Below are 26,200 nucleotides of genomic sequence, written 5' to 3'. Positions count from 1 at the left end.
GATAAGAATGCTAATAACACAAGGCTAAGTCTTATTCATTTCGATTCAAAACAACCCCTCCTGTTCAGATTGAAAAACAAGAGGGGTTATATTATGACAATCGAAAGTTTTGGGGGAGAGGGGACTATGTGAATATCGTTGGCCTAAATGAAAAGATAGTTTCTAAATATATACGCGATTGGGAAAAAATGACCTTGTCTTTGACAAGTTAAGTGTCAAAGCGTTCTCAGATGGCAGTTTTAGAATAAGATAAAAGCCTATTTTTACGGGAATTAGTCAAGTAATCATAGCATTAACCTAAAAGAAGTTCAGCGAACGTCTTTAGACGTCGCTAGAGAGAAACGGCTTATAGCCGGTGTACAAGCCACTCGTTTTCACGGGTGGTTATGATTTCTCAAAATGAGCAAAAAAGCAGTAAACCATTGCGATTTACTGTTTTAAACATTCTTTGATTCAATTAGACAAACTGGGATTTATAATCCATTCGCATGAGCCAATTTATGTTCCTGGCTATTTATATAATCTTCGTGTTTGTGATTATGCCTCTCCTCATTTCCGAAGTGCTTATGCTCATGTTCATGAGTGATTACATGAGTATGTGTCACGCCGTTATGTGTATGAACAATCGTATGCGTATGCTCATGAAGATGCTGCTGTATCATAGTGTCATATACTACGAATACAGTTCCTAGCAACATCAGAGCCAGCCCTATAAAATATTCTAGAGCCAATTTTTCTCCATTTACTGCAAAGGCTAAAAATGATCCCACAAATGGTGCTATAGCATAAAAAGAACTTGTCTTAGCTGCACCTAAGTCTCTTTGCGCTCTTATATAAAGAAAAATACTTAATCCGTATGCTACAAATCCTAATAGCATAACTTCGGCAATGTATTTCATTTCTGGAATCTTTTCGCCAAGTAGCAATGCAATAGTAAATGAACCTCCGCCAGAAAAAATGCCTTTTAGCAAAACAATCTCATATGTGCTTTTATCTGACATCTTTCTTGTACAGTTATTCTCAAGTCCCCAGCAACAGGTTGCCAGTATCACAAAAAAAGAACCTATAGAAAACTGGAAACTATCACTTCCCTCAAATGACAAAACAATACTAGATAGCGTAATAAATCCAATGGCAATCCACAGCTTTCTTGATACCTTCTCCTTGAAAAACAGTAATGCCATTAACGCAGTCGCCACAATTTCAAAATTACCAAGGAGTGACGCATTAGATGCTGTTCCCATTTTTATACCTATCATTAAAAATATAGGGGCGGCTATATCTAATCCAATCATTCCGATTGTATAAGGTAAATCCTGCTTTGTAAGTCTCTCTGATTTTTTCTCTTTTTTTATGTGAAATAAATACATTATTCCAACGCCAAGACCAGCACCAAGATAAAGAAAAGCGGCAATAAAAGTTGGTGTAACATTATTCAAAAGAACTTTTGAAAATGGCGTGTTAATTGCATAAAATCCAGCTGCTAACAGTGCTAATATAACTGCACTCGTCTTTGTTTTCTGCTTCAACATTTGTCATCCCCTTTGCTCTGTATATTCTAATTCGCTTCCCTAAACATTTTTACTATTATATCATATATTTACTTAATGTTAGAGCCCTAGCTCTTGCTTCTTAACCTGTGTTAGTCCTCTATTTTCTTTTACTAGTGTCTCTAAACAATTTCTAACACTTTTAGCTCTTTCCATTTAATATAGAATTTCGGTTTTGACTTTGACTACATCGCATCAATACTCTTGCCTCTTCAAAATGCCTGTTAGGGTTGCTTTATTCCAGTTATTGCGATTTTCTTGATTCAAAAATTACTGACTCTTTTATTTTGGAAAAATGAGCAAAAAACAGTAAAACTTTTTGATTTACTGTTTTAAACATTCTTTGATTCAATTAGACAAACTGGGATTTTTAGATTTTAAGCCTTAAGGAAAATAAAATGGGCTATTCTCCTTAAGTGTTTTCTATAATATTATAGTTTAATGCAGAGTGTAGCTATATAGTCATTTCCATAACGTGATAATCTATGTCTTTTATCACATGATTCATAAAAATCTATCATAGCGAGACCATTTTTAAGTTGTCCTCTAATCTGAGTTTCTAAGGTATGGCTAAATTCATATCCATATTCTGGATTTATGGTTATTTTGCCTTCCTCTTCAAGCTCTTTTGAATTAAAAGGTATTGAAAACTTTAAAAGTAATTCTTCATCGGGTTTGTCCCATACAATGTCAGCATCGTACATGTATATCCAAGGGTTCATAAATCCGACCATTAATAGTCCACCCTTTTTCAATACTCGAGAGGCTTCTTTATACATGTTTTCTAAATCTTCTATATATACATTTGAAACCGGATTAAAAATAATATCAAAAGTTTCATTTTCAAATGGAAATGGTTTTGTCATATCGCCTTGAACTGTGTTGATTTTTAAGCCTTCTCTTTTAGCAACCATCTTATCTCTTTGTAATTGTGATTTAGAAAAATCCATTATGGTTACATCATAACCTTTTATAGCAAAAATTGGACCCTGCTGTCCACCACCACAAGCTAAACCTAATATCTTTTTTCCGTTGGCTTTTTCAAACCATTCTTTCGGAACTTTTTTCCCAACAGTTAATGCAACAGAAATTGGATTATTTCTAACTTCTTCTAATTCTTCGTGTGTCAATGGCTCAGTATAATCATTTTGTACATTATTCCATCTATCTTCATTTAATTTTATATAATTGTTCATCTTATAATCTCCTCGTAATTTTATATTATTTAGATTTAAGTTGAATATGTTGCCATTGCATTTTTCTCACCTCTACAAATTCCAATTTGACTCACTATAGATGATCCTCGCTTACATACTACATCTGAAATGCTGTTATCCAAAAACATATTCCGGCTACAAGTGAAATCGGAGTCATAACATATTTTTCTTTCTTACTTTTTGAAATCATGTTCATAATCGTATTCAAGGATAGGTAAGCGGCAAAGAAGAAACAAATATATTTAGTCACCTTAAAAGACAGCCACAAAGGAAGCAAACCTCCAGCTTGCAAAATAATGATCATGGCAAAAATTTGGATAGCCACCGAAATGACTGCCGCAAGTCTAAATTTTTTAGGTAAGATTTTATGTTGTCCACCCATTGTATATTCGCCCAAAGGCAGACCGCAAGCAACAAGAACTGTCATAATTGCTATAACTCCAAATAATACTGCACCTAATATTGAAAACATAAATCGCTATTCTCCCTTCGCAAAATACAAAAAATTTTAATTACAAATTCAACTTTGTCTCACTTAATGTTCCTATAAAATTATAACAAATTCTTAGCAAGTGTTCAAGTTTTATAGGTTTTTCTCAAGCTGGTCTGTTGATTTCCCTTTTCCTTTGTTCTTCCACCAATCGCTCAGGTCGACTAAGGATTGAGCGGCGGAAGGGATGAGAAGGAGAACATAGATATAGACATACTGGCTCTTGGTTTCCCAGAAGAAGTGGAAGAGGCCGCCCCCCAAGAGAAAGATGAAGGGATAGAGGTCAAAAGGCGTCAGCTTTTCCTCGGCGACGAAAAATTTATGTAGAATAAAGAAACAGGCGAGCAGATAGATACTGGCTAGCAGGGTCAAGAGCAGGAAATTAACAATCTGATAACCCTTTCTTTCCTCATAAATGCTGCGCAAGACAGTTGGCTTCATGTATTGCTGGCGCTCAATCTGCGGTCCAGTCCAGATAGACTGAAAGGTCGGTTCAGTCCAGGTAGACTTGACCTTTTCGTAGAAGAATTTGAGCGCATAAGCAGGATGCTTGCTGAAGTGAATCAGGATATCCTTCAAATCCCGAGTGGCCATTTCTGTTGCCAAATTTTCATCGTACTTGTTGCGCTTGAGAATCTTGGTATTGTAGGCATCGTACCAGCCTCCCAGACTCTGCCGATTAGGATCATCCCGCAGGCCCATAGTGATGTAGGCGATTTTTGGTGTGCCGACACCTATCTTGCCTCCGATCAGCTGCTCATAGTAGGCCGTCAGACCCTTGTTTGAAAGAACGATGCCGGCTAAAATCAGGATGATAGTCAGTGGTTTCTTCCAAGACCATTTATAAAAAACGGACAGGAAGTAGACGCCGATCAGCATAATGGCAAAGATGATGTAGTTGTTGCGCAGGAGGCAGGCCAGACTGATGCTGGCAGCTCCCAGCAAGGCATAGAGCAGGTTTCCTTTCTGGTCCAGCTTGATAAAAGCATAGAGACTGAGCAGACAGAAGAAGAGTCCAGGAATGGTACCGTAGACAAAGAGGACGAAAAATAGCTGTGGTAGAAAGAGAAAAGTCAGCAGAATCGTGTATTTCTGAATCATTTCTCTGGCATTGAGGAGAGCTGTAATCTTGTAAATCAAGAAATGACTGAGTAAAGTCCAGACGACATTCATGCTAAAGGCAAACTGAGTCGTCGGAGAAATAAAAGCATAAAGTCGCTCCAGAGTCATCAGTCCTAGCTGATGGGGATTGCGATACATGTAGCTTCCGACGGTCGTCAGTGAGCTGTAATCTCCTCGGTTAAAGGCCAGCGCTGCATTGAAAACGTGCTTGGCGTCAGCTCGGATGCGGCCATCGTAGGCAGTTATCAGAAAAATTGCTGCTACTATAAAGATGAGGGACAGGATCCAAAAAAGATGCTTGGTCTGAACCTTTTCCAACAGGGGCCGGATTAAAAAGAGGCTGAGGAGAAAGAGCAGGAGGATAGGGTAGAAATACCAAGGATTACTGACGAATTGGACCCCCTCAGCAATCCTCAAAGGGATGTAAGTATGGGACAGCAGAATCTGCCCAGACAGGAAAAGCAAGGCAATCGCAGTCATGGTCAGAATCAGAAAATAGCCCAGGTTGAAGATTGTGTTAGAAAATTGCTTCATGACGAACTGACCTCCACCTTGACGAAATAGCGGTCTTCTCCCAGCTCAATCAGCTCGACTGGCTGAGGATAGAATCGATCCATGATTACTTTTTGAAAAATTTCTTTTTTAGGACCTTGGGCTATGATTTGGCCTTCTTTTAGGAGCAGGACATGATCCATAGCAGCAGTGATTTCCTCTACATGGTGGGTTACATAGAGGATGGTTGGAGCCTGATTCATCTGTGTAATCTTACCAATTTGATCCAGCAGGCGCTCGCGGGCAAAGAGATCCAGACCGCTGGTCGCTTCGTCTAAGATAAGCAGTTCTGGCTTTTCCATGAGACTGCGCGCAATCAGTAAGAGCTGCTTTTCCCCTTGAGACAGACTGGCGTAGCTTCTGCCAATCAATTCTTGCCCGCCAATGGAAGCCAGCATTTCCCTAGCTTGATTCAGCTCAGTTTGCCCGTAAGGAGCATAGAGAATACTGCTTTTGTACTTGCCTGTTAGGACGATTCCTTCGGCAGTGAGATGGCTGGGCAGGCGCTCAGCAATGAATGAGCCGACCACTCCAATCCTAGTTCGCAGCTGAGGAATGTCGCCGGCACCAAATTCAGTACCGAGAACTGTTACCTTACCCTGGGTCTTCCAATGTTCAGCCATGAGCAAGCGCAGAAGAGTAGACTTTCCAGAACCGTTGAGACCGAGAATAGCCCAATGCTCCCCCTTTTTCACCTGCCAGTTGAGATCTTTTAAGATGGTTCGGCCTTGTTTAGCTAAGCTTACATTTTCCAGTTTGATAATCTTTTCCATTTTTACTCTTTCTTTCGTTAAATCTCCTTTATTATAACAAAATTTATGGTAAAATAACTGATAGGAGGAGTCAAATGTTTCATAAAAGTAAGCTGATGTTTTGGACCAGTGAGGTCCTTTTGCTAACGATTATTTTCTTTATCTGGCGCCAGATGGGGGATATGATAACCCCGATTGTTAGCGTTGTGAATACAATCTTGATTCCCTTTCTTGTGGGAGGATTTCTTTACTATATTACGAATCCGCTGGTGAAATTTCTCCAGGATAAGCTCAAAATCAACCGAGTGATTGGGATTCTGATTACACTCAGTCTTTTGTTTGGCTTGATTGCTTTAGGCGTTATTTACCTCTTGCCGATTTTGATTAATCAGCTGAGCAGCTTAATTAATTCCACACAAGGCCTTTATTGGGAAATTCAAAGTTTTGTCAATCAATTATCTAAAAATCCGGTCTTTCGGAATTTGAATATCCAGTCCACCATCCAGCAGCTCAACCTGTCTTATGTGGACATTCTGCAAAATATCCTTAACAGTGTGACCAACAGTCTGGGGAGCGTTCTTTCAGCAGTTGTCAATACGCTGATGATTTTAATTATGACGCCGATTTTCTTGGTTTACTTCCTCATGGACGGCCATAAGCTTTTGCCCATGCTGGAGCGGACAGTCCTCAAGCGCGATAAGCTCAATATCTCCAGCTTGCTGACCAATCTCAATGCTACTGTTGCCCGCTATATCAGCGGGATTTCAATCGATGCCCTGATAATCGGTGCTCTGGCTTATATTGGCTATAGCGTCATTGGACTCAAGTACGCTTTGGTCTTTGCTATTTTCTCCAGTCTGGCTAATCTAATCCCCTATGTAGGACCGAGTATCGGCTTGATTCCTATGGTCATTACTTATACCTTTACCGATCCTCAGAAGATGGTGGCGGCCTTGATTTACATGCTGATTATCCAACAGGTCGATGGCAATATCCTCTATCCCCGTATCGTTGGCGGTGTGATGAAGGTCCATCCTATTACCATCATGGTGCTCTTGCTCTTATCCAGCAATATCTATGGCGTGCTGGGGATGATTGTTGCAATCCCGACCTATTCTATCCTTAAAGAAATCGTTAAGTTCTTGGCTAACCTCTATGACAATCACAAGGAAGCTCAAGAGCAGAAGAAGAACGAAGAGTTTGGGATTATTAATAAATAAGGATGAGTTTCGGAATCGATTGATTCCAGAGTCTCAAGACTAGAAAATAAGACGGAAGAGGGAACTTCCGTCTTATTTTCATTTCCTGTGCACTAAATTTAAAAATATGATATAATCAGATTTACTTATACATTTCGAGGAGAAAGAATCGATGGAAGACCCTGGCAGTCAGAATATGTTATGGCAAGCCTTACTACTGTTTATATTGACTTTGTTAAATGCCTTTTTCTCAGCTGCTGAGATGGCAATGGTATCGCTCAATCGGGCGCGTGTGGAGCAAAAGGCTGAAGAGGGCGACCTCAAGTATATCCGGCTCTTAGCTGTCTTGGAAAGCCCCAATAACTTCTTATCAACTATTCAGGTTGGGATTACGGTTATCAATATCCTGTCTGGGGCCAGCTTTGCGGATAATCTGGGGAAACTTTTCTCTTCTTGGATGGGAAATTCCGAAACTGCACGTGCTATCGGAACTTTCTTAGCCCTGATTTTATTGACATATATTTCCATTGTTTTGGGGGAGCTTTATCCTAAGCGCATTGCCATGAACCTGAAAGACAATCTAGCTGTACGGGCTGCACCAGTCATTATTTTTCTTGGTAAGATTGTCAGCCCCTTCGTCTGGTTGCTGTCAGCTTCAACCAACCTGCTGAGTCGAATAACGCCGATGAAGTTTGATGATGCAGACGAAAAGATGACCCGGGACGAGATTGAGTATATGCTGACTAAGAGCGAAGAGACCTTGGATGCGGACGAGATTGAGATGCTGCAGGGGATTTTCTCTCTGGATGAGCTGATGGCGCGTGAACTAATGGTGCCGCGGACGGATGCTTTTATGGTGGACATTCAGGGCGATACCAAGGAAATCATCGAAAGCATTCTCAAACAGAGCTTCTCGCGGATTCCTGTCTATGATGGGGATAAGGACAATGTCATCGGTCTGATTCATACCAAGCGACTGCTCAATGAAGGATTCATCAATGGTTTTGACAATATCGTTCTGCGTAAAATCCTGCAGGAACCGCTCTTTGTACCGGAAACTATGTTTGTCGATGATTTGCTCAAGGAGTTACGTAATACGCAAAACCAAATGGCGATTCTCTTGGATGAGTATGGCGGAATGGCTGGTCTGGTCACGCTGGAAGACCTCTTGGAGGAGATTGTCGGTGAGATAGACGATGAGACTGACAAGGCTGAGATTGAAGTCCATGAAATCGGTGAGAATACCTACATCGTCTTAGGAACCATGACCCTCAATGACTTTAATGAATACTTTGAAGTTGAAATCGAAAGCGACGATGTGGATACGATAGCTGGTTATTACTTGACTTGTGTAGGGACTATTCCAGACCCGAAAGAACGCATTAGCTACGAAGCCGAAAGTCAGAATAAGCAACTCATTTTGACCAATGACAAGGTTAAAAATGGCCGTGTTACGAAGGTTAAGGTTGAAATTTCTGAAATTATTGAAGAAGTAGAAAAGGCTGAGAAATAAACTCAGCCTTTTAAGTTTCCTTCAAGTTTTTTATAAGTCTGCCTTAAGTTTCTGGGATTATACTAATACCATCAAAATAGAAATGAGGACAGTCCAATGACATCTAAAGTTACCTTATATGATAAGCAAGTTTTGACATTCTCACAGGCGCAAAAGTAGGAAAGGAAGTAATAAGAATCAGTAACGTTTAAAAAGCAGCAGAAACCCTTAACTAATTTTTTCATATAAATCTCCTAAAACAAGTAAAAAGAAATTTTGAGGCTCTTTGTCGCTCCCAAACAAGGCAGCCTTAGACTACTTATAAAAGAAACCACCTCTGCCTTCCAGCTGGCAGGGGTGGTTTTGTGATCTGGGTGGAACTCAAGATCATTCTTTCTGGCGCTTAGCAAAATCCACAAAGCGAAATTTGTCAAGCTTGTGGCGGCTCTCGGTATATTGAAACTGGCGGCTGTCTGTCAGATAGACCTGAGACTTGACAGAGACGACCTGCTGGTCCTTGCCTAGGTCCATGAGAATCTTGTCTCGGTCATTGGCGTGGTCAATGGTAAATTCCTTCTTGGCATAAGCGATATTGAGCTTTAAATCATTTTCCAAATAGGCATAAATGGACTGCTCAGCAATTTCCCTCGTCAAGTGAGGGACGAGACCCTTGTCCAAATAGTCAATATCTAATACAGAGGCGATTTGGTCTACAACGCGCTGACGGACGATTCGCCAAACCAGTCGGTAGGGAGGGAAGCCAGTGATGTCGGATAGTTTCTGATCTACGGTAATCTTTTCCAAGCTGACAACATTGGTTTTGGACTGCATATTATTCTGCTTGACTACTTCTTGATAGCTGGTCAGCTTAGACACAGGAAAGTCAAACTGTTCATGCTTGATGACTTTGGAACCCTGTCCGCGGACTTTTTCAATCAATCCTTCTTCCTGCAGCAGGGCCAGAGCCTTGCGCACAGTGTCGCGGCTGACCTGGTAGTCTTCTGTCAGCTGATGTTCGCTGGGCAAGAAATCTCCGACTGCATAATGTTCCTCTAAAATATCTTTCTCAATCTGTTTGAACAATTGTTTGTATTTCTTCATCATAAACTCCACTTGTTTTCTTTTTTGCATACAACCTAGAAAATTTTATCAAAAATGAGGGCTTTTTTCAACAAACAACTTGCCTACATCTTTGAAATCGATTACAATAATTTGTAGGAGTGTGTTGAAAAACCGACTCGTAAAAAAATATAAGGAGAGTGCTGGATTCTCATTCAGCCAGTAGTCAAATGGGAAAATTTGAGAAGGAAGCTAAAGATCTGCTAGATGCAATCGGCGGCAAAGAGAATGTCACAGCAGTTAGCCACTGCGCAACGCGGATGCGCTTTGTACTTGGCGACGGTAAAAAGGCCAATGTCAAGGCTATTGAGGCAATCCCAGTGGTCAAGGGAACTTTCACAAATGCAGGGCAATTCCAAGTTATCATTGGAAATGATGTGCCAATCTTTTACAATGACTTCACTGCTGTTTCAGGTATTGAGGGGGTATCAAAAGAAGCAGCAAAGTCTGCTGCTAAGAGCAACCAAAATCCCCTTCAGCGGGTTATGGCCACTCTGGCGGAAATTTTTACACCGATTATTCCAGCTTTGATTGTCGGAGGGTTAATCCTTGGCTTCCGCAATGTCCTTGAGGGCGTGCATTGGTCTATGTTGGATGGGAAAACAATCACAGAGGTATCCAAATTCTGGTCTGGAATAAACCATTTCTTGTGGCTTCCGGGAGAAGCAATTTTCCAATTCCTGCCAGTTGGAATCACTTGGTCTGTTTCTCGTAAAATGGGAACTAGCCAAATTCTTGGGATTGTCTTGGGAATCTGTTTGGTGTCCCCACAATTGCTCAATGCTTATTCGGTAGCATCGACACCAGCAGCTGAAATCGCTAAGGACTGGGTTTGGGATTTCGGTTTCTTCACTGTCAATCGTGTTGGTTACCAAGCTCAGGTTATTCCAGCCCTTTTAGCAGGTTTATCTCTATCTTATCTGGAAATCTTTTGGCGTAAACATATTCCAGAAGTAGTGTCTATGATTTTTGTGCCATTCTTATCCTTGATTCCAGCTCTGATTCTGGCTCATACTGTCTTGGGTCCTATCGGTTGGACAATCGGTCAGGGGCTTTCAACAGTTGTACTTGCAGGTTTAACTGGTCCAGTTAAATGGCTCTTTGGCGCAGTATTTGGTGCTCTTTATGCTCCATTTGTTATCACAGGTCTTCACCATATGACCAATGCCATTGATACTCAGTTGGTAGCTGATGCCGGTGGTACTGGTCTTTGGCCAATGATTGCTCTGTCCAATATCGCTCAAGGTTCAGCTGTATTTGCTTATTACCTTATGAAACGCCATGATGAGCGGGAAGCGCAAATTTCCCTGCCTGCTACCATTTCAGCTTACCTTGGTGTTACTGAGCCAGCTCTCTTCGGGGTCAATGTCAAGTACGTTTATCCATTTGTTGCGGGAATGATTGGTTCGTCTATTGCGGGTCTGCTTTCTGTAACCTTTAATATAACGGCAAATGCTATTGGTATTGGTGGTTTACCAGGTATCCTTTCTATCCAAGCAAAATATATGATTCCGTTTGCAGGAGTTATGCTTGTAGCAATTCTTGTACCAATGTTCCTGACTTTCTTCTTCCGCAAGACAGGCTTCTTAACCAAGACAGAGGAAGATCCAGAATTGCAGGCAGAGTTTGCAGCTCAGGAAGAGGCAGAATTTGCTGGGACTTCCAAAGCCGAGTCATCTCCAGAGGTGCAAGCAGCTGATTCATTGACTCCTGTAACAATCACCAGTCCGTTGGCAGGAGAAGTCAAAGAATTGAGTCAGGCAACGGATCCTGTCTTTGCACAAGGTTTGATGGGGCGCGGGGTTGTCATTGTTCCTAGCCAAGGTGAGTTGGTTTCACCAGTCAATGGTAGAGTAACAGTCTTCTTCCCAACCAAGCATGCAATCGGCATCTTGTCAGATGAAGGGGTTGAAATCTTGATGCATATCGGAATGGACACTGTCAAGCTGGAAGGCAAAGGATTTGAAGGTTATGTATCTCAAGGTGATAAGGTCAAGGTTGGCGACAAGCTCATTTCCTTTGATATAGACATGATCAAGAAAGCGGGCTATGTGACAGAAACACCAGTCATCATTACGAATTCCGACAGGTATCAGGTGGAGGAGCTTGAACAACTTCCTCAGGCAGTTGAGCGAGGAAGTCAGTTGATGAACGCTAAGCCACTTTAAAGAAAAATGAAATGACTATAGAGAGGGACGGTGCTTTAAAACCTGTCCCTTTTCTCAAAAAAGGAGAACATATGACACTTGATAAAACAAAGGTTGTCTACCAAATTTATCCAAAATCTTTTAAAGACACGACTGGCAACGGTTTGGGAGATTTTCGCGGGATTATTGAAAAACTTCCTTACCTGAAAGAGCTGGGAGTGGATATGATCTGGCTCAATCCATTCTATCCGAGTCCACAGAGGGACAACGGTTACGATATTTCTGATTACACTGCGGTAGACCCTATCTTTGGAGATATGGCAGATTTTGAAGAGATGGTCAAGGTTGGCCAGCAACATGGTATTGACTTTATGCTGGACATGGTTCTCAATCATTGCTCAATTGAGCATGAGTGGTTCCAAAAGGCGCTGGCTGGGGATTCCTACTATCAGGACTTCTTTATCCTGCGGGATGAGCCAACGGACTGGCTGTCCAAGTTTGGCGGCAGTGCCTGGGCGCCATTTGGCGATACGGGCAAATATTATCTGCATCTCTATGATGTGACTCAAGCTGATCTTAACTGGCGCAACCCCAATGTTCGTCAAGAGCTCTTCAAGGTGGTGAATTTTTGGCGAGATAAAGGAGTCAAGGGCTTCCGCTTTGATGTCATCAACGTCATCGGAAAAGATGAGGTGCTGACGGACTGTCCAGAGCAGGAGGGCAAGCCAGCCTATACTGATAAGCCAATCGTGCATAACTATCTGCGTATGATGAACGAAGCAACTTTTGGGCAGGACGATTCTGTTATGACGGTTGGCGAAATGAGTGCTACGACGATTGAAAATTGCATCCTTTACACGGCACCAGACCGGCAGGAGCTGTCCATGGCTTTTAATTTCCATCATCTCAAGGTGGACTATGAAGCTGGACAGAAGTGGACGCTTAAGGCTTTTGACTTTGAAGAGTTAAAACGCCTCTTCCATACTTGGGGCAAGGAAATGAGTAATCATGAAGGCTGGTCGGCTCTCTTTTGGAACAACCATGATCAGCCGCGAACCCTCAACCGCTTTGTCGATGTAGAAAATTTCCGCAATGAAGGAGCGACCATGTTGGCAGCCAGTATTCACCTTTCGCGCGGGACGCCTTATATCTACATGGGGGAGGAGATTGGCATGGTGGACCCTGACTATGACTCCATGGAAGATTATGTGGATGTCGAGTCTCTCAATGCTTACCAGACTCTGCTTGCTGAAGGTCAATCACCAGAAGCAGCCTTCAGGATTATCAAGGCCAAATCTCGTGATAATTCTCGGACGCCTATGCAGTGGGATGATTCAGCCAATGCAGGTTTTACAACAGGAACTCCATGGCTGAAGGCGGGCAAATCCTATCCTCTCATCAATGTAGAAAATGAAATCAAGGGCCCAATCTTTACCTTTTATCAGAAATTGATTGCCCTGCGTAAGGAACTACCTATCATCGCAGAGGGCAGCTATCAGCCAGCCTATGAGGACAGTCCTCAGGTCTATGCCTTTGAGCGGGAGTGGCAAGGACAAAAGCTTTTAGTCCTTAACAACTTCTATGCTGATCCGATTACGGTGGACATCCTGCCGGATTATCAAAATGGTCAGGTTCTCCTATCCAATTACGACAAGACTCAGATTGATCATGTGATGACCCTGCAGCCTTATGAAACCTTGGCAATCTTAGTAGGGGAAAACTAAAGTCTCGAAAGAATCTGGTAAAATTCCAGATTCTTTTTTATGTGTTGGGCCAGCCTAGACAAGTATTTTTCTGAAGAGAGAGAAACTAATACAGAATTTTGAGAAAGCCTTTGCAAAATTTGATTCTTTTCTTTATAATAAAAATTAAATAGGATAATATACATTTATACAGAAAAGGAGAAGTTCATGAAAAAACAAGTTTCTTACAAGCAGCTCTTTCCCACAGTGGTTTTGCTAGCTGCTTTTCTATCCCTGCTTTTTTCTGTCCGACCGGTTGGAGCAGAAGAAGCAGTAAGTTCGTCGACTTCAGATGCGGCAGCTCTTACAGAGAATCCAACTGTAAGCGATGCGTCGGTTGCCAGTCAAGCAGATAGTCCATCTGCAGACTTGGGAGAGGCAAGGCCAGCTTCTACAGAGTCAGTGGGAAAGGCAGACCAAGCCTCTACTGCAGCACAAGCTGCGACTAGCGGACCAGAGGTTGTGCCCAATGTGGGAACCATTCAGGGAGAATCACAAACCTCTCCCTATGACGACAAGGAAGTTCAAGTTTCCAATGTAGTTGTGACGAAAACAGACCGCTATGGTTTTTATGTTCAAGACGTGACTCCTGATGGAAACAGAAGGACTTCTGATGCTCTTTATGTTGTTTCTAAAGAAAAAGTCGATATCGGAGACAAACTTAGTCTTGAAGGTCGTGTCAAAGAAGGCTATATGGAAGAGCTCAGCATTCGTCAGGGGCAAACTTTCAACAAGCCAAGTGATAGCTTGACAGTCACCATGCTTGTCGCTTCCAAGGTGATCAAGGAAGGGAAAGCTGACTTACCTGCTCCAGTAGACATCGTGGCTAATATGCCTCAGGATACGGTTGATAACGATATTAATGACTATCAGCCTCAAAGTGAAGCGTTGGACTACTGGGAAAGTTTGGAAGGAATGTTGACGAAGGTGAAGAGGCCTCGTGTTTTAGGCCCGCAGTACCGTGGAGACATTTATCTCTTACCTGAAGGCTACCAAGCCTTGCCATTAAACAATATCGGAGGTCTCAATCTTCGTCCAAACGCCCAAAATACCGCAACCATTCCAGTCTATGTTGGCAATAAATTTATTGCCAAGGCCAAGGATTATTTCAATGGTGATGTGGTCGGAGTCGTGACCTATCGTGGGAAGATTTACAAGTTGGAGCCGACTCAGCTGCCTGATTTGGTGGACGGTGGCTTGCAGAGACAGGTCTCTCCTATCTATCCAAGCGAGGACAAACTGACTATTGCTTCCTACAATATCGAGAATTTTTCTGCAAATGCTAAAAAAGGTGAAACGCCTGAGGAAAAAGTGACTAGAATCGCCAATTCCTTTATCAATGAAATTCATAGTCCAGATATCATCACGCTCATTGAGGTTCAAGATGAGAATGGCAGTGTCAATGATGGGACGACTAGCGGTGTCAAAAGCGGTGAGAAACTAGCGGCCCGCATCAAAGAACTGGGCGGAAAAACTTACAAGTACACTGAAGTTGCCCCACTTGACGGTCAAGATGGCGGCAAGCCTGGCTCTAATATTCGCGTAGCCTTTCTCTACGATCCAAATCGGGTGAAGTTAGTCGAAAAAGAAGCCGGTACGAGTGAAGAAGCAGCTAGCTTCTCCGGTGGCCATTTGGTTAAGAATCCTGCCCGGATTGCTCCAACAAATCCAGCCTTTACTAAGGTTCGTAAATCCTTAGCAGCTGAGTTTGAATTTAAGGGACAGCATATCGTCGTTATTGCCAATCATTTGAAGTCCAAGATTGGGGATGATGCCGTTTATGGTTCCGCTCAGCCAGCAGTTCAGCATACGCAGGCAGCCCGGATAGAACAGGCGAAAATTTTAAATAGCTTTGTTCAGGAAGGACTGAGACAAAATCCTAACCTTAAGTTTGTGCTGACTGGTGATTTTAATGATTTTGAATTTTCCGAAACGGCTAAAGCACTAGCGGGTAATGAATTGATTAATCTCATGCAGGAGCATGATGTGGCTGACCGTTATTCCTATTTCTACCGCGGCAGCAACCAAAGCTTGGACAATATTTTCATTTCAAAGAACCTTGCAGGCAAGGCAGTCTTTGCGCCTGTCCATATCAATGCCTCTTTCATGGAGGAACATGGCAGAGCTTCAGACCATGATCCAGTAGTGGTGCAGCTGGACTTTTCTAAGGATGTTGCAGCTTCGTCTTCTGACAGCTCCCAACCGTCTCAATCAACCGATAAATCCTCTGCAGCGGCAGATCAAGGAGCTCCGTCTCAGACCAATCCTTCATCGTCCAATCAAACTGGACAAGGTCAGACTGCTGGCAGCAAGAAGAAGGGACTCCCGCAGACCGGCCAAAATAACAGCGGCTGGGCAGTCTTGGGATTGACCCTGCTGATGTTTGCTTTTACTCTCAAAAAGAGAAGCAGAAATTAACTAAAATCAATTTAAAAAGTGAAATCAGGGTGGAATAAAGATTTTGCCCTGATTTTTTTGCCTACTGCTTTCACCCTAAAGTTTTATCTGTTGTAAAACACTGAAAATGAAACTGAAAAACAGTTTGTTTTCTAAAAAATAGGCAAATTAAGTCTATTTTTGCTTTAATCATGTTATAATGTAGTTAGTTATAAAACGTTTTCAGAGTTAAGAGGTTGCGTGATGGTTGAAGAGAAAATTGAAGAAGCAGTTGATTATGGAAAGGTAACGGGCATGGTCCACTCCACCGAAAGTTTTGGAGCTGTTGATGGACCGGGTATCCGTTTTATTGTTTTTTTTGCAGGGCTGCCACATGCGCTGCCAGTATTGCCATAATCCAGACACATGGGAGATGGAGACCAACAAATCTCAGCTGCGGACTGTAGATGATGTTTTACAAGAAGCTCTCCGTTATAAGGGTTTCTGGGGCAATAAAGGCGGCATCACCGTCAGTGGTGGAGAAGCCTTGCTGCAGATTGATTTTCTGATTGCTTTGTTTACCAAGGCTAAGGAGCTGGGTATCCACTGTACTTTGGATACCTGTGCCCTGCCCTTCAGAAATACGCCTCGCTATCTGAAAAAATTTGACAAGCTTATGGCAGTCACTGACCTTGTCCTACTGGATATTAAAGAGATTAATGAAGAACAGCACAAAATTGTGACCAGCCAGACCAACAAGAATATCTTGGCTTGTGCTAAGTACTTGTCGGACATTGGAAAGCCAGTCTGGATTCGTCACGTCTTGGTGCCGGGATTGACCGACCGAGATGATGACTTGATTGAGCTAGGTAAATTTGTAAAGACGCTGAAGAATGTTGATAAGTTTGAAATTCTACCTTACCATACCATGGGAGAATTCAAATGGCGGGAGCTAGGCATCCCTTACAAGCTGGAAAGTGTTAAGCCTCCGACAGCTGATCGGGTCAAGAATGCCAAGGAACTCATGCAGACTGAATCTTATACAGAGTACATGAATCGGGTGCATAGTAACTAATCTATTTTAAGTATGAATTCATGGGTTGGTGGGCTAACCAGTCCATTTTTCTTAAGAAAAAGTCCTTCTGCTTTTGTGAAATGCCTGTAATTGTGGTAAAATAAATGCAATAAACATTATATAAAAGAAGAGGTTTATCATGTCTAAAATTTTAGTTTTCGGTCACCAAAATCCTGATTCAGATGCCATTGGTTCATCTTACGCTTTTGCTTACTTGGCTCGTGAAGCTTATGGCTTGGATACAGAAGTTGTTGCTCTGGGTGATCCTAATGAAGAAACAGCCTTTGTTTTGGATTACTTTGGCGTGGCTGCACCGCGCGTGATTACATCGGCAAAGGCAGAGGGAGCTGAGCAAGTTATCCTGACAGACCACAATGAATTCCAGCAGTCTGTAGCAGATATCGCTGAAGTTGAAGTTTATGGCGTGGTGGACCACCACCGTGTGGGCAACTTTGAAACAGCTAGCCCCCTTTACATGCGCTTGGAGCCAGTTGGTTCTGCTTCCTCTATTGTTTACCGCATGTTCAAGGAGCACGGCGTAGAAGTTCCAAAAGAGATTGCAGGATTGATGCTGTCTGGTTTGATCTCTGATACTCTCTTGCTCAAGTCACCAACAACTCATCCGACTGATAAGGCCATTGCACCAGAATTGGCTGAGCTGTCTGGTGTCAACTTAGAAGAGTATGGTTTGGCTATGCTCAAGGCAGGTACAAACTTGGCTAGCAAGTCTGCAGAAGAATTGATTGATATTGATGCTAAAACCTTTGAATTGAACGGAAACAATGTCCGTGTAGCACAAGTCAACACTGTTGACATTTCCGAAGTTTTGGAGCGTCAGGCAGAAATCGAAGCTGCTATTGAAAAAGCAATTTCTGATAATGGCTACTCTGACTTCGTCTTTATGATCACAGATATTATCAACTCAGACTCAGAGATTCTGGCTATCGGAAGCAATATGGACAAGGTCGAAGCAGCCTTTAACTTTACTCTTGAGAATAATCATGCTTTCCTAGCAGGCGCTGTTTCTCGTAAGAAGCAAGTGGTGCCTCAACTGACAGCAAGTTTTAATGCTTAAAGAGCTCATTTGACGAAATAGGTTACTAGATGGGGGCTATTCCCCTCATACTAAAAAGGAGTTTCGGCTCCTTTTTTGATAGACGAGAGAAATGAAGATTCAAGATTTACAAGACGGAGATTTGATTTTTACAGTCGGATCTTCAGAAATTGCTGCAGCAATCCGAGCAGCAACGGGTTCATATAGCCACGTGGCTATCTTTTTTAATGGTGAGATTTTTCATGCAACCGATAAGAAGGGTGTTGTCAATCAAGACTTGTCTGATTTTTTGCAGGATGAGGACGTTTATGACGTGTACCGCTATCCAGCTATTGAAGCAGAAGCTGTCTTTAAAAGGGCCAAATTACATCTAGGAAAGCCATACAATTTCAGCTTTTATCCTCAGTCCGATGGTTTTTACTGTTCGGAGTATATTGCAGAGATTTTACCGATTTTTGATACGATTCCTATGCAGTTTGGTGATGAGGAAAATCTGATTTCTGATTTTTGGCAGGAGTATTATCTGGATTTGGGCTTAGCGGTTCCCATTGATCAGCCTGGGACGAATCCTAGCCAGTTGGCTCAGTCAAGAAAACTCATCTACAAAGGAGAACTACATGATTAAAATCATCAATCCCAGCCGTTTGACGCGCCAGCCTTTTTTTCAGGAGCTGATTGATTATTTGGATCAGCATGAGGCGGTGATTCTACGTGAGATTAAGCGAGAGTTTGAGGGTGTGGCTAATATTGACCGCTCGATAGAAGAGTATATCAAAGCTGGCTACATCCGGCGAGAGAACAAGCGATATTATCTGACGCTGCCTTTTGTGGAAAGTTTGGAGGACTTGCGTTTGGATCAGGAGGTCTTTATCCGTGATGATAGTCCCCTCTATCAGGAATTGTTGGAGCTGCGCTTTGAGACCCAGCTTTCCAATCAGACAAATGCGGCGGTCTTGCTGGAAGATACAGATTTTCTGCGAGATAAGCTGACCTTGGCTAATTATTTTTACAAGATGCAACGCCAATATCCCCTGTCTGAGACACAAAAGCCCCTCTATGCTGTCTTGGGCGATGTCAATCCCGAGTATGCACTAAAGTATATGACAACCTTTCTCCTTAAGTATGTCCGCAAGGATGAGCTCATGCAGAAGCGGCGGGACATTTTTGTCGATAGCCTAGTAATCTTAGGTTATATTCGACAAAACGAAGTAGGCAAGTATGAGTTGCAGGCCAGCTTTGACAAGGAGAGATTGACTTTCCAGCTGCACTGATTTTCCCATAGAATGAGCAGAATATTTGACCTTTGAAAAGGAAAAATATATACTACTGTAAACGGTATCAGAAACCGTAAAAAAGAATGGAGGCAATCATATGTCACTAGAAAATAAATTCGATCAAGCTAAAGGCGCTGTTAAAGAAGGCGTGGGCAAAGTTACAGGCGATAACAAGACAGAGGCAGAAGGCTTTGTAGAAAAAACAGTTGCCAAAGCCAAAGAAGTTGCTGAAGATGCTAAAGAAGCTGTAGAAGGTGCCGTTGAAGGTATCAAAAACAGCTTGGATAAATAAGAATAGTGAGAAGAGAGTTAAAATTTAACTCTCTTTTTTCCTTTCCAAGTAGAGATGAAATCTTTTTTCACCTTCTGTTTGTAAATGAAAAACGAAACAGGTAGCAGTAAACAGCAATAAAAAAGTTTTATAAAATTGTAAATAATAAAAATTTAAGCTTTTGATGCTAAGATAGAAATATAAAAAAGAACCTGCAATGGTGATATGAATTTACAGGTGGTGAAAGGAAAGATGATGAAACGATTGACGCACTTATGCCCCTCAAAGCCTTTGAAAGAGTTGAGGTGGTTTGATATTGCTGTGATCACCCTGCTTATGTTTGGGCAGTTTATTTACCGCTCAACGGAGCTTTATCTAGCTAGCTTTGCACCAGCCGCCAGCACAGGAGCGACTGAAACGGCGACCAATACAGCCAGCGAAGGAGCGGCTTTTTCTAGCAATTTCAATTTTCAGCTACTGATGCTGTTTTTGACAATTCTTTATCTCTTGCTTCGGCGCTTTGACTTTAAGCAGCTTCCCATCCGTATGAGCTGGTCGGTTCTCCTTTGGACTCCTCTTATTTTTGTAGTGGTAGGTTTTTTTGGTGACATTGTGACGACACTGAGCGGCGAGTATAATTACTTTGATCCAACTCTTTGGTCTTATGTGGATTTGCTAGAAATCTTTCGGAAATTTGCTGAGCTGACACCTATGGCTATTCTCTATGGACTTCTCAATGGCTTCTATGAAGAATTCTTCTTTCTGGGTCTTATGACCTCTGTTAAGGATAAGTATAAGTGGTGGGCGCTGGCCTACTCTACTATCATTCGGATTTCTTTCCATACCTATCAGGGCATGCTGTGGGCCTTGGTTATCGGAGTAGTGTACGGTCTCTTTTACTATTTCCTTTACAAGTACAAGGTCAAGAACCTCTTGCCTTTCTTTCTCATGCACGCCTTGGCGGATATGTTTGGCTCCAGTTTGATGTACGTTCTGATTAAATGGCGGTAATTTTACAAAACAACAATAAAAAGGCGAAATGCTCGCCTTTTTTCTTATAAATACTTTTCTGCTAGGGCATAGTCTCCTGGATAGGGTACTTTTTCTCCTTCTACGATCTGGTAAGCATCCGCTCCTTTACCGGCTAGAATGACGGCTTCTCCCTCTCGTTCTGTCAGACTGAGAGCTTTTTTGATGGCTTCTTCACGGTCGGCTATTTTTTCCACTGGATAGGAGATATAGGATGCGATTTCCTCCGCAATGGCTAGAGGATCTTCATAGTTGGGATCGTCCGCCGTTAGGATAACGGTCAGCTCAGGATGCTGATTAAGTAGGAGACCGAAGTCTTTGCGGCGACTTTCACCCTTGTTGCCGGTAGCACCCAAGAGGAGGATGATTTTGCCCTTCTGGTGTTCCTGTACCACAGACAGAAGGTTGCTTAGGCTGACACCATTGTGGGCATAGTCAACGAAGACCTTGGCGCCATTTTTCTGAGTCAGAACTTCCATACGGCCTGGGACTCGGGTTGCGGCAATTCCTTTTTTGATGTCTTCGAGGCTAGCACCCAGACGCAGACAGGCAAGAGCAGCCGCTACTGCATTTTCCTGATTGAAGCGGCCGATGAGCTGGATATCGTAGTGGCCAGCTAACTTGCCAGTAGCTTCAAAGCTGAAAGCCTGAGAATCCGTGATGGTGTTGCTAGAGTCTGCTCCATAGAAATCGTGTTCCATAGAAGCGACTTGCTCTTTCACGATTTGGAAATGATCCATGCCGCTATTCACGATAACTGCTCGGCTATTGTCCATCAAGAGCCGCTTATTGTAGAAGTAATCTTCAAAGGTCGGATGCTCGATAGGACCGATATGGTCGGGGCTGATATTGAGAAAGACACCCACATCAAAGGTAAGGCCATAAACCCTTTTCTTGAGATAAGCCTGACTGGAAACTTCCATGATGAGATGAGTCCGATCATTAGAAAGGGCTTGGGCCATCATTTTAATGAGATCCAGACTCTCTGGTGTGGTCAGAGTTGACTTGAAGAAGGTCTCGCCATCCAAAGTGGTATTCATAGTCGAGAGCAGGGCAGGCCGATGACTTTGGGAAAGGATTTGATAGGCAAAATAAGCTGTAGTTGTCTTGCCCTTGGTGCCTGTAAAGGCTAGCAGTTTGAGCTTTTTCTCAGGATGGTCGTAAAATTCCATGGCTAAGAGACTCATGGCTTGCTTGACATCGTTGACCAAGAGAACCGGAATGCCCACTTGAAAGTCTGTCTCGCTGATATAAAAGCGCAGGCCAGCTGTGACGGCTTTTTCTAGAAATTCTTTCTTGAAAGCCTCACCCTTGACAAAAAAGAGGGTAGAGGCATCCGCTTCCCTACTGTCATAGCTGATACTATCGAAAGTTAAGCCGCTGTAGGAGAAGAAGTATTCTCCGTCTTTAACAATATCCCGAAAATTATGGTCTTTTTTAAAATATCTAATACGGTTTCAATTTTAATCATAAATCTATTGTAAACCTTATGGCTGGGTTTTACAAGAGGCAAGGAAAAGTTTATAATAAAAGAAGAATAAATAGAAGAGGTTTTCTATGAGCCAAGAAACAACAAGCCAGCAGCAGCAGATGCTGCGGGGAACTGCCTGGTTAACTGCCAGCAATTTTATCAGTCGTCTTCTGGGTGCCATCTATATCATTCCTTGGTATATCTGGATGGGCAAGCACGGCGCCGAGGCCAACGGCCTTTTTACTATGGGCTACAATATCTATGCCTGGTTTTTACTGATTTCGACAGCCGGCGTGCCAGTGGCAGTGGCCAAGCAGGTAGCTAAGTACAATACCATTGACAAGGAAGAGCATAGCTTCACTCTGATTCGAGAGTTTCTCAAGTTTATGTTGCTTTTGGGAGCTGTCTTTGGGGTGATTATGTACCTGCTCTCACCAGTTTTCGCTTCTATGTCCGGTGGTGGTTCAGACTTAGTGCCTGTTATGCAGAGTCTGTCCTGGGCTGTTTTGATTTTCCCATCGATGAGTGTTATCCGAGGCTTTTTCCAAGGTTTTAACAATCTCAAGCCTTATGCCATCAGTCAGATTGCGGAGCAGGTCATTCGGGTTATCTGGATGCTGCTGACAGCCTTTTTCATCATGAAAATCGGTTCTGGCAACTATGTAGAAGCGGTTACCCAATCAACTTTTGCCGCTTTTATCGGTATGCTGGCTAGTATGGCTGTCTTGGCCTTCTATCTTTGGAAGACAGGAATGCTGACTTCTATCATCCATAAGCCTGCAAATGCCACAGAGATTAATGGCCGTGCCCTGCTCTGGGATACCATTCGTGAAGCCATTCCTTTCATTATTACAGGATCTGCCATTCAGCTTTTTCAGATTATTGACCAATCTACCTTTATCCATGTCATGAGTTGGATTAGTAAGCACAGCAGGTCCGAGCTCTTGGTTCAGTTTGCCTATTTCTCAGCCAATCCTAATAAAGTCACCATGATTTTAATTGCTGTGGCGACCTCTATCGGTGGTGTGGGGATTCCGCTTTTGACCGAGAACTATGTCAAAGGTGATTTCCGCTCGGCTGCCCGCTTAGTGCAGGATAATCTCAGCATGTTGATTTTCTTTATCCTGCCAGCAACTATTGGTGCTGTTTTGGTGGCGGAGCCTCTGTATACTGTCTTCTATGGCAAGCCAGATAGCTTAGCACTAGGTCTTTTCATCTTTGCTATGCTGCAGACCATTATCCTCAGTCTATATACTGTGTTGGCTCCGATGATTCAGGCTCTCTTCCAAAATCGAAAAGCTATTATCTACTTCCTCTATGGAGTAGGAGTGAAGTTGGTGCTACAAGTGCCATTGATTTATATTTTCAAAGCTTATGGACCTCTTCTTGCGACGACAATTGGTCTGATTATCCCAATCCTGCTTATGTATCAGGAAATTCGCAAGGTAACCGGTCTGAATCCTAAGAACCTCATTAAACGAAGTCTCCTGTCAGTGATTCTGACGGTTCTGATGACCATCTTTGTCTTGGTAGCAGAACTGCTCATTGGACTCTTCTTCCATCCTAGCGGACGGATTTCCAGCTTTGTCTATATAGCCCTTATTGGCGGCATTGGCCTCGCTGTCTATGGTGGTCTGGCGCTCAAAGTTCGCCTCATGGATCGCTTTATCGGTTCAAAAGCAGCCAGTCTCCGTCGACGTTTTCATATCTATTAAAAAGCCGCTAGGCTTTTTTATTTTTAGCTTTGTTTTTCTAAAACATCAACATTATAGTTTCAAACTATAGCTAGCTCTTGAAAAGAAAAAAGATAAATGTTTTCAAAAGATGTTACAATAGAGGGTGAAATATTAGCGAAGGATTGGAAGGTTAATATGAGTAAGGACGTAAAATTAAATACACTACTGGCTCAGGCTGGGGTTAAAACAGATGAAGCAACCGGTGCCTTAACAACACCCCTGCATTTTTCAACGACCTACCAGCACCCTGAGTTTGGCCAGTCAACAGGTTATGACTATACTCGAACCAAGAATCCAACGCGGGTTAGCTTGGAAGAGACTCTAGCTGCTATCGAAAGTGCAGATTATGCTCTGGCAACTAGCTCTGGAATGTCGGCTATTGTGCTTGCCTTTAGTGCCTTTCCGGTCGGCAGTGAGGTTTTGGCTGTTCGGGATCTCTATGGCGGCTCTTTCCGCTGGTTTGCTCAGGCTGAAGCGGAAGGACGCTTTGCCTTTACCTATGCCAATACAGAAGAAGAACTACTGAATAATCTGACAGAGGATATAGATATTGTCTATATCGAGACACCGACCAATCCTCTTATGGTAGAGTTTGACATTGCCCGCATTGCCCAAGCGGCTCACGAGCGAGGAGCAGCTGTCATTGTGGACAATACTTTCTACAGTCCCATTTATCAAAAACCGCTGGAGGATGGGGCTGATATTGTTCTGCACTCTGCGACCAAGTATCTAGGCGGGCACAATGATGTCTTGGCTGGAGCTATCATGACCAATGACGCTGCTATCTATGACAAGCTATTCTATAATCTCAATACAACTGGGCCAGTCCTGTCTCCTTTTGACAGCTATCTGCTTCTGCGCGGCCTCAAGACATTGGCTCTCCGCATGGAGCGTTCTACTCAGAATGCACACGAAGTGGTCGCTTTTCTGAAGAAATCTCCTGCGGTCAAAGAGGTTCTCTATCCAGGTAAGGGTGGCATGATTTCCTTTAAAGTTGTGGACGAAGGGAAGATTCCTCATCTCTTAAATAGCCTGAAAGTCTTTACCTTTGCGGAAAGTTTGGGCGGAGTAGAGAGCCTGATTACCTATCCGACGACCCAGACTCATGCAGATATTCCGGTGGAGGTGCGTCATTCTTATGGCTTGACTGATGATTTGCTGCGCCTGTCAATTGGAATTGAGGATAGTCGAGATTTGGTAGACGATTTACGCGCAGCCTTGGAGAATGAATAATATGGGAAGATATAATTTTGAAAAAGCCCCCTGTCGTGTAGGGCATCATACTTATAAATGGAAAGAAGTGGAGAAGGACAAAGAAGTCCTGCCAGCATGGATTGCAGATATGGATTTTGAAGTCCTGCCTGAAATCCAGCAAGCCGTTCATGACTATGCTAATCAGCTAGTCTATGGCTATACCTATGCTAGTGAAGAGCTAATCAATGCCGTGCTAAATTGGGAGCGGGATGAGCATGGCTATACCTTTGATCGGGAGGCCTTGGTATTTATTGAAGGGGTTGTTCCTGCTATTTCGACGGCTATCCAAGCCTTTAGTGAGGAAGGCGATGCCGTTCTAATCAACACTCCAGTTTATCCGCCTTTTGCCCGCAGTGTTAAGCTCAATAATCGTCAGCTTATTACCAATTCTCTGATAGAGCAAGACGGACTTTTTCAGATTGACTTTGAGCAGCTGGAGCGGGACATTGCAGATAATGAAGTCAAGATTTATGTTCTTTGCAATCCGCATAATCCCGGAGGTCGAGTTTGGGAACGGGAAGTGTTAGAGGAAATTGGCCGCCTCTGCCAAAAGTACGGCGTCCTCCTAGTCTCAGACGAAATCCACCAAGATTTGACGCTGTTTGGCCATGAACATCAGTCTTTCAATACTGTTTCACCTGACTTTAAGGACTTTAGTTTGATTTTAGCAAGTGCGACTAAGACCTTTAATATTGCTGGAACTAAAAATTCCTATGCTGTGATTGAGAATCCTAGCTTGCGGCATCAGTTTAAAAAACGCCAGCTGGCCAACAACCAGCATGAAATTCCTGGCCTTGGATTTTTAGCGACAGAAGCAGCCTATCGTTACGGTTGGTCTTGGTTGATGGAGCTCAAGGAAGTTCTTGAGAAGAATGTGAATTTTGTGGTTGATTATTTTGCCAAGGAAGCGCCACGCCTTCGAGTCATGAAGCCTCAAGGGACTTATCTGATTTGGCTGGACTTTTCAGATTATGGCCTGACAGATGACCAGCTCTTCCAGCTGCTGCGAGAAGATGCAAAGGTCGTCCTGAATCGGGGAAGTGATTTTGGTCAAGAAGGGAAAGGCCATGCCCGCTTAAATGTTGCTGCTCCAGAGACCATGGTTGAAGAAATCTGCTCTCGTATTGCAGAGGTATTGCCAAAATAAATCAAAAACTTTTTTTGATTTATTTCTCAAATACCTTTATATCATACGTTATAGTCTACGGAAGTAAAGTGCATAAAATCCTTGAAAAGGTTTGCTTATGGCAAGCCTTTTCACTCTTTTTTTGATATAAT

The 26,200-nt window shown here is 42.8% G+C and carries 19 protein-coding genes and 2 pseudogenes; 14 read left to right on the top strand and 7 right to left on the bottom strand.

Annotated features, from left to right (window positions below; genetic code table 11):
* Nucleotides 1–473: 473 nt before the first annotated feature.
* From HMPREF9389_RS00405 to HMPREF9389_RS00425, 5 genes are all read right to left on the bottom strand, one after another.
* Nucleotides 474–1,532: a DMT family transporter gene (locus HMPREF9389_RS00405; protein WP_002931363.1), complete on the bottom strand. Its 1,059-nt coding sequence runs from the start codon at nucleotides 1,530–1,532 to the stop codon at nucleotides 474–476.
* Nucleotides 1,533–1,981: 449 nt separating this feature from the next.
* A complete protein-coding gene (locus HMPREF9389_RS00410) occupies nucleotides 1,982–2,746 on the bottom strand; it encodes a class I SAM-dependent methyltransferase (RefSeq protein ID WP_002931361.1) in 765 nt (254 codons plus the stop codon).
* A gap of 118 nt (nucleotides 2,747–2,864) precedes the next feature.
* The gene (locus HMPREF9389_RS00415) at nucleotides 2,865–3,239 is read right to left on the bottom strand and encodes a hypothetical protein (RefSeq protein WP_002931360.1); all 375 of its coding nucleotides are present in this window, start codon (nucleotides 3,237–3,239) and stop codon (nucleotides 2,865–2,867) included.
* Nucleotides 3,240–3,350: 111 nt separating this feature from the next.
* The gene (locus HMPREF9389_RS00420) at nucleotides 3,351–4,913 is read right to left on the bottom strand and encodes a hypothetical protein (protein WP_002931359.1); all 1,563 of its coding nucleotides are present in this window, start codon (nucleotides 4,911–4,913) and stop codon (nucleotides 3,351–3,353) included.
* Nucleotides 4,910–5,704, bottom strand: coding sequence for an ABC transporter ATP-binding protein (locus HMPREF9389_RS00425; protein ID WP_002931358.1), 795 nt, complete (start codon nucleotides 5,702–5,704; stop codon nucleotides 4,910–4,912). The genes HMPREF9389_RS00420 and HMPREF9389_RS00425 overlap by 4 nt, the downstream gene beginning before the upstream one ends.
* A 74-nt stretch (nucleotides 5,705–5,778) precedes the next feature.
* Here HMPREF9389_RS00425 and HMPREF9389_RS00430 point away from each other — a divergent pair, with 74 nt between their 5' ends.
* On the top strand, nucleotides 5,779–6,903 hold the full coding sequence (locus HMPREF9389_RS00430; RefSeq protein ID WP_002931357.1) for an AI-2E family transporter: 1,125 nt from the start codon (nucleotides 5,779–5,781) through the stop codon (nucleotides 6,901–6,903).
* 151 nt (nucleotides 6,904–7,054) lie between these two features.
* Nucleotides 7,055–8,395, top strand: coding sequence for a hemolysin family protein (locus HMPREF9389_RS00435; RefSeq protein ID WP_002931356.1), 1,341 nt, complete (start codon nucleotides 7,055–7,057; stop codon nucleotides 8,393–8,395).
* 366 nt (nucleotides 8,396–8,761) lie between these two features.
* On the opposite strand, the gene treR is transcribed toward HMPREF9389_RS00435, so the two are convergent.
* Complete coding sequence (gene treR / locus HMPREF9389_RS00440; RefSeq protein ID WP_032906661.1) at nucleotides 8,762–9,475, bottom strand: trehalose operon repressor; 714 nt, start codon at nucleotides 9,473–9,475, stop codon at nucleotides 8,762–8,764.
* Nucleotides 9,476–9,663: 188 nt separating this feature from the next.
* Between treR and treP the strand changes: the two genes are divergently transcribed.
* The 9 genes and pseudogenes from treP to HMPREF9389_RS00485 all read left to right on the top strand — a co-directional run bounded on the left by treP (nucleotide 9,664) and on the right by HMPREF9389_RS00485 (nucleotide 20,443).
* Complete coding sequence (treP, locus tag HMPREF9389_RS00445) at nucleotides 9,664–11,661, top strand: PTS system trehalose-specific EIIBC component (RefSeq protein ID WP_002931354.1); 1,998 nt, start codon at nucleotides 9,664–9,666, stop codon at nucleotides 11,659–11,661.
* 71 nt (nucleotides 11,662–11,732) lie between these two features.
* Nucleotides 11,733–13,364 carry an alpha,alpha-phosphotrehalase gene (gene treC / locus HMPREF9389_RS00450; RefSeq protein ID WP_032906659.1) on the top strand — a complete coding sequence of 544 codons (1,632 nt, stop codon included), beginning with the start codon at nucleotides 11,733–11,735 and terminating at the stop codon, nucleotides 13,362–13,364.
* Nucleotides 13,365–13,550: 186 nt separating this feature from the next.
* Complete coding sequence (locus HMPREF9389_RS00455; protein WP_002931351.1) at nucleotides 13,551–15,800, top strand: endonuclease/exonuclease/phosphatase family protein; 2,250 nt, start codon at nucleotides 13,551–13,553, stop codon at nucleotides 15,798–15,800.
* A 222-nt stretch (nucleotides 15,801–16,022) separates the two neighbouring features.
* A pseudogene (gene pflA / locus HMPREF9389_RS00460) lies at nucleotides 16,023–16,833 on the top strand (pyruvate formate-lyase-activating protein).
* 139 nt (nucleotides 16,834–16,972) lie between these two features.
* On the top strand, nucleotides 16,973–17,908 hold the full coding sequence (locus HMPREF9389_RS00465; RefSeq protein WP_002931339.1) for a manganese-dependent inorganic pyrophosphatase: 936 nt from the start codon (nucleotides 16,973–16,975) through the stop codon (nucleotides 17,906–17,908).
* 91 nt (nucleotides 17,909–17,999) lie between these two features.
* On the top strand, nucleotides 18,000–18,512 hold the full coding sequence (locus tag HMPREF9389_RS00470) for a YiiX/YebB-like N1pC/P60 family cysteine hydrolase (protein WP_002931338.1): 513 nt from the start codon (nucleotides 18,000–18,002) through the stop codon (nucleotides 18,510–18,512).
* Nucleotides 18,505–19,158, top strand: coding sequence for a DUF1803 domain-containing protein (locus HMPREF9389_RS00475; protein WP_002931335.1), 654 nt, complete (start codon nucleotides 18,505–18,507; stop codon nucleotides 19,156–19,158). Before HMPREF9389_RS00470 ends, HMPREF9389_RS00475 begins: the two co-directional genes overlap by 8 nt.
* A gap of 100 nt (nucleotides 19,159–19,258) precedes the next feature.
* Nucleotides 19,259–19,453, top strand: a complete 195-nt coding sequence (locus HMPREF9389_RS00480; RefSeq protein ID WP_002894655.1) for a CsbD family protein — start codon at nucleotides 19,259–19,261, stop codon at nucleotides 19,451–19,453.
* A gap of 231 nt (nucleotides 19,454–19,684) precedes the next feature.
* A complete protein-coding gene (locus tag HMPREF9389_RS00485) occupies nucleotides 19,685–20,443 on the top strand; it encodes a CPBP family intramembrane glutamic endopeptidase (protein ID WP_216725493.1) in 759 nt (252 codons plus the stop codon).
* 44 nt (nucleotides 20,444–20,487) lie between these two features.
* On the opposite strand, the pseudogene HMPREF9389_RS00490 reads toward HMPREF9389_RS00485, so the two are convergent.
* Nucleotides 20,488–21,932 (bottom strand): annotated as a pseudogene (locus HMPREF9389_RS00490) (UDP-N-acetylmuramoyl-L-alanyl-D-glutamate--L-lysine ligase).
* Nucleotides 21,933–22,018: 86 nt separating this feature from the next.
* Between HMPREF9389_RS00490 and HMPREF9389_RS00495 the strand changes: the two are divergent.
* The 3 genes from HMPREF9389_RS00495 (at nucleotide 22,019) to HMPREF9389_RS00505 (ending at nucleotide 26,069) form a co-directional block, all read left to right on the top strand.
* Nucleotides 22,019–23,647, top strand: a complete 1,629-nt coding sequence (locus tag HMPREF9389_RS00495) for a putative polysaccharide biosynthesis protein (RefSeq protein WP_002931331.1) — start codon at nucleotides 22,019–22,021, stop codon at nucleotides 23,645–23,647.
* 96 nt (nucleotides 23,648–23,743) lie between these two features.
* Nucleotides 23,744–24,901: a cystathionine gamma-synthase gene (locus HMPREF9389_RS00500; protein WP_002931330.1), complete on the top strand. Its 1,158-nt coding sequence runs from the start codon at nucleotides 23,744–23,746 to the stop codon at nucleotides 24,899–24,901.
* On the top strand, nucleotides 24,894–26,069 hold the full coding sequence (locus tag HMPREF9389_RS00505) for a MalY/PatB family protein (protein WP_002931328.1): 1,176 nt from the start codon (nucleotides 24,894–24,896) through the stop codon (nucleotides 26,067–26,069). The genes HMPREF9389_RS00500 and HMPREF9389_RS00505 overlap by 8 nt, the downstream gene beginning before the upstream one ends.
* The last annotated feature ends 131 nt before the right edge of the window (nucleotides 26,070–26,200 follow it).

This window comes from Streptococcus sanguinis SK355 (genome assembly GCF_000212855.1).
GTDB lineage: Bacteria > Bacillota > Bacilli > Lactobacillales > Streptococcaceae > Streptococcus > Streptococcus sanguinis_A.
Note: the sequence above shows the minus strand (reverse complement) of the source record. Positions and strands in the feature narration are given on the sequence as shown.